Here is a 4,745-nt window from a genome sequence, read left to right as displayed (position 1 = left end):
CGCAGGGCGCCCGCCCCCGCACCAGCGGGCAACCCGCCGCCGGCCGACGCGCCCCCGGCCGAGCAGCCCGCGCCCGCCGATCCGCGCAAGGACCTCGCCGACCGGATCTCCGATGAGAAGAAGTGGCGGCAGAGCACCCGTCAGGGCATCCAGTTCCTCGCCCTGCAGTTCCAGGCCACCCGTTGCGACAAAGAGGACATCCTCGCCGGCAACGACGACCCGAACCTGCCGCTGGTGACGTGCTCGACCGATCACAAGGTGGCCTACCTGCTGGCGCCGTCGATCATCAGCGGCGACCAGATCCAGGACGCCACCTCGGGCATGAATCAGCGCGGCATAGGTTATGTGGTGGACGTCCAGTTCAAGCCCGCGGCGGCCAACACCTGGGCCGACTTCACCGCCGCCCACGTCGGCACCCAGACCGCCTTCACGCTGGACTCGCAGGTGGTCAGCGCCCCGATGATCCAGGAAGCCATCCCCGGCGGGCGGACCCAAATCACCGGTGGCGACCCGCCGTTCACCGCCTCCACCGCGCGCCAGCTGGCCAACGTCCTCAAGTACGGCTCGCTGCCGCTGTCCTTCCAATCGTCGGAGGCCCAAACCGTCTCGGCCACACTGGGATTGACGTCGCTGCGGGCGGGTCTGATGGCGGGTGCGATCGGTCTGGTCCTGGTGCTGCTGTACTCGTTGCTGTATTACCGGGTGCTCGGCCTGTTGACCGCGCTGTCGTTGGTCGCTTCCGGCGCAATGGTTTTCGCCATATTGGTGCTCCTGGGCAGGTATATCAACTACACCCTGGACCTGGCCGGCATCGCCGGTCTGATCATCGGTATCGGCACCACGGCGGACTCCTTCGTGGTGTTCTTCGAACGCATCAAAGACGAGATCCGCGAAGGCCGTTCGTTCCGCTCGGCAGTTCCGCGCGGTTGGGTGCGGGCGCGCAAGACGATCGTGTCGGGCAACGCCGTCACCTTCCTGGCGGCCGCGGTGCTGTACTTCCTGGCGATCGGCCAGGTGAAGGGCTTCGCCTTCACGTTGGGCCTCACCACGATCCTTGACCTGGTCGTGGTGTTCTTGGTGACCTGGCCGCTGGTGTACCTGGCCTCCAAGTCGCCGACGCTGGCAAAGCCCGCGTACAACGGCCTCGGAGCCGTTCAGCAGGTCGCCCGCGAACGCCGGGCTTCGTCGCAAGTGAAGACGGGACGGGGATAGCCCATGAGTGCCTCCAAGGCATCCAAGGACGCCGCCGAAATCACCGAGGCCTCGGGCGTCGAGGAGCTGGCCGACGACGGCGCCGGTCAGCCGCGGCACAGCTTCATCTCGCGGCTCTACACCGGCACCGGCGCCTTCGAAGTGGTCGGACGCCGCCGGCTGTGGTTCGGCATCAGCGGCGCGATCGTCGCCATCGCCGTGCTCAGCATCGTCCTGCGGGGCTTCACCTTCGGGATCGACTTCAACGGCGGGACCACCGTGTCGATGCCCGCAAACGGCGGGTCGGGCACGGTCACCACCGCCGCGGTGTCCGACGTCTTCCGCAAGACCATTGGCCGCGACCCGGAATCGGTGGTGATCGTCGGCAACGGCGCCTCGGCGACGGTGCAGATCCGCTCCGAGACGCTGTCCAACGACCAGACGTCCAAGCTCCGCAACGCCCTGTTCGACGCGTTCGGGCCCAAGGGCGCCGACGGCAAGCCGAGCAAGCAGGCCATCAGCGACTCGGCGGTGTCGGAAACCTGGGGTGACCAGATCACCAAGAAGGCGCTGATCGCGCTGGTGGTGTTCCTGGCGCTGGTCGCGCTGTACATCACGGTGCGCTACGAGCGCTACATGACGGCCGCCGCGATCGCGGCGATGTTCTTCGACCTGACCGTCACCGCGGGCGTGTACTCGCTGGTGGGCTTCGAGGTCACCCCGGCCACCGTCATCGGGCTGCTGACCATCCTCGGTTTCTCGCTCTACGACACCGTCATCGTGTTCGACAAGGTCGAGGAGAACACCCACGGCTTCCAGCACACCACCCGGCGCACGTTCGCCGAACAGGCCAACCTGGCGATCAACCAGACGTTCATGCGCTCGATCAACACCAGCCTGATCGGGGTGTTGCCGGTGCTGGCGCTGATGGTGGTCGCGGTCTGGCTGCTGGGCGTCGGCACCCTGAAGGACCTGGCGCTGGTGCAGCTGATCGGCATCATGATCGGCACCTACTCGTCGATCTTCTTCGCCACGCCGCTGCTGGTCACCATGCGCGAGCGCACCGAGCTGGTGCGCACGCACACCCGCCGCGTCAAGCGTCGCCGCTCCGCGGGGGCCGAGCCCGTCGAGGCCAAGGCCACCGAGGACTCGGAGCCGGAGGCCACCGCGGCCGAGCCCGCATCGCCCGACAAGCCCGCACCGAGCAAGCCGGCGCCCGGCGCGCGCCCGGTGCGGCCGACCGGAACCCGGCGTCCGAGCGGCAAGCGAAACGCCGGCCGGCGGTAGTCGCCATGGCCACCAGGTATCGCCTCGTCGGGGGCGCTATCGGTTTGGCCGCAATGCTCGTCGCGGCCGTCACGCTGGCCGCGTGCTCGGGCAGCGCCGCGTCCCAGATCGACTACGTGGTCGACGGGCCGCTGGTCACCTACAACACCAACACCGTCGTCGGGGCGGCGTCAGCCGGGGCGCAGGCGTTCGCCCGCACCCTCGCCGGCTTCAGCTATCACGGCCCGGACGGGCAGACCGTCGCCGACCGTGACTTCGGCACCGTCTCGGTGGTGGGCGGTTCGCCGCTGGTGCTCGACTACCAGATCGCCGACAACGCCGTCTACTCCGACGGCAAGCCGGTGACCTGCGACGACCTGGTGCTGGCCTGGGCCGCGCAGTCCGGCCGGTATCCCGACTTCAACGCCGCCACCCAGGCCGGTTACCTCGACATCGCCAACGTCGAATGCCTGCCCGGCCAGAAGAAGGCCCGGGTGTCGTTCGTCCCGGACCGCGGCATCGTCGACTACAACCAGCTGTTCACCGCCACGTCGCTGATGCCTTCGCACGTCATCGCCGACCAGCTGCACGTCGACGTGACGGCGGCGCTGCTGAGCAACAACACCCAGCTGGTGCAGCAGATCGCCAAGCTGTGGAACACCACCTGGGACCTCAAACCCGGCATCGATCTCAAGCGTTTCCCGTCGTCGGGGCCGTACAAGATCGAACGCGTCCTGGACGGCGGCGCGGTGGTGCTGGTCGCCAACGACCGGTGGTGGGGCCCCAAGGCGATCACCAAGCGCATCACCGTCTGGCCCCAGGGCCCCGACATTCAGGACCGGGTCAACAACCGCAGCGTCGACGTGGTCGACGTGGCCGCGGGCTCGTCGGGAACGCTGACCACGCCGGACAACTACAGCCGCTCCGATTCGCCGTCGGCCGGCATCGAGCAGCTGATCTTCGCGCCGCAGGGGCCGCTGTCGCAGCCCAAGGCCCGCCGCGCGCTCGCGTTGTGCACCCCGCGCGACACGCTCGCGCGCGACGCCGGGGTGCCAATCGCCAATTCGCGCCTGAACCCGGCCGCCGACGACCCCGTCGCCGCCGCCGACGGCGCCCCCGTGGCCGGGCAGTTCGCCAAGGCCGACCCCGGCGCCGCCCGCGACGCGCTCGGTGGCACGCCCACGACGGTGCGGATCGGCTACCAGGGGCCCAACGCGCGGCTCGCGGTCAACGTCGGCGTGATCACCAAGGCCTGCGCCGCGGCCGGCATCACCGTCGCCAACGTCGCCCTGGACACCTCGGGGCCGCAGGCGCTCAAGGACGGCAAGATCGACGTGCTGCTGGCCAGCACGGGCGGGGCCGCCGGCAGCGGGTCGACGGGCTCGTCGGCGATGGACGCCTACGACCTGCACAGCGGCAACGGCAACAACCTGTCCGGGTACGCCAACCCGCAGGTCGACAGCGCGATCGGGGCGCTGGCCATCTCGGCCGACCCCGCCGAGCGCGCCCGGCTGCTGGGCGAAGCGGCGCCGGTACTGTGGGGCGACATGCCGACCCTGCCCCTCTACCGGCAGCAACGCACGCTGTTGATGTCGAAGAAGATGTACGCGGTAACCAAGAATCCCACTCGCTGGGGCGCGGGCTGGAACATGGACCGATGGGCGCTGGTCCAGTGACGCGTGCCGGCGGGAGCGCGCCGGTGGCCGGCGTCATCGCCTCGCTGCTGCGCGAGGTGTCCAACTTTCCCAAGCCGGGTGTCCAATTCAGGGATCTGACCCCGGTGTTCGCCGACCCCGAGGGCTTCGCGGCGATCACCGACGCGCTGGCCGAGATCGCGTCGGGCGCCGACCTGGTGGCCGGGATCGACGCGCGCGGCTTCCTGGCCGCGGCGGCGGTCGCCGACCGGCTGCGCACCGGCGTGCTGGCGATCCGCAAGGGCGGCAAGCTGCCGCCGCCGGTGCATGCCGAGCACTACGACCTGGAGTACGGCAGCGCGACCCTGGAGATCCCCGCCGACGGCATCCGGCTGCGCGGGCGTCGGGTGGTGATCATCGACGACGTGCTGGCCACCGGGGGCAGCCTCGCCGCGGCGGCGCGGCTGCTGGAACGGACCGGGGCCACCGTGGTCGCGGCGGCGGTGATCCTCGAGCTGACCGCGCTCGGCGGCCGCGAGGCGCTGGCGGAGTTCCCGGTGCACAGCCTGAGCCGGCTCTAGCTGTACTCGGCCAGCAGGTTGGTCACAGTCGGCTGGTGGGTGGTAGTCCGTTGAGTGCGCTGTGGCGGCGTTG

4 protein-coding genes are annotated in these 4,745 nt (G+C 69.8%); all 4 read left to right on the top strand.

All coding sequences use genetic code 11. The features are described 5' to 3' along the window. Positions 1-1,212, top strand: a 1,212-nt coding sequence (secD, locus tag A5730_RS04645; RefSeq protein WP_067896300.1) for a protein translocase subunit SecD, incomplete at its 5' end; no start/stop codon positions are given. Positions 1,213-1,215: 3 nt separating this feature from the next. Continuing rightward, on the top strand, positions 1,216-2,478 hold the full coding sequence (gene secF / locus A5730_RS04640; protein ID WP_067896297.1) for a protein translocase subunit SecF: 1,263 nt from the start codon (positions 1,216-1,218) through the stop codon (positions 2,476-2,478). A gap of 5 nt (positions 2,479-2,483) precedes the next feature. Next, positions 2,484-4,133: an ABC transporter substrate-binding protein gene (locus A5730_RS04635; RefSeq protein WP_067896294.1), complete on the top strand. Its 1,650-nt coding sequence runs from the start codon at positions 2,484-2,486 to the stop codon at positions 4,131-4,133. Next, the gene (locus A5730_RS04630) at positions 4,130-4,672 is read left to right on the top strand and encodes an adenine phosphoribosyltransferase (protein ID WP_197506151.1); all 543 of its coding nucleotides are present in this window, start codon (positions 4,130-4,132) and stop codon (positions 4,670-4,672) included. Before A5730_RS04635 ends, A5730_RS04630 begins: the two co-directional genes overlap by 4 nt. The last annotated feature ends 73 nt before the right edge of the window (positions 4,673-4,745 follow it).

It is taken from the genome of Mycobacterium sp. ACS4054, from assembly GCF_001667275.1.
In the GTDB taxonomy this organism is placed as follows: domain Bacteria; phylum Actinomycetota; class Actinomycetes; order Mycobacteriales; family Mycobacteriaceae; genus Mycobacterium.
The sequence above is the reverse complement of the archived record's forward strand: the minus strand, read 5'-3'. Positions and strand labels throughout refer to the sequence as shown.

Bases quoted from the DNA above. Each gene is read 5' to 3' on its own strand.
- secF (WP_067896297.1), top strand. From the start codon at position 1,216: ATGAGTGCCTCCAAGGCATCCAAGGACGCCGCCGAAATCACCGAGGCC.
- A5730_RS04635 (WP_067896294.1), top strand. From the start codon at position 2,484: ATGGCCACCAGGTATCGCCTCGTCGGGGGCGCTATCGGTTTGGCCGCA.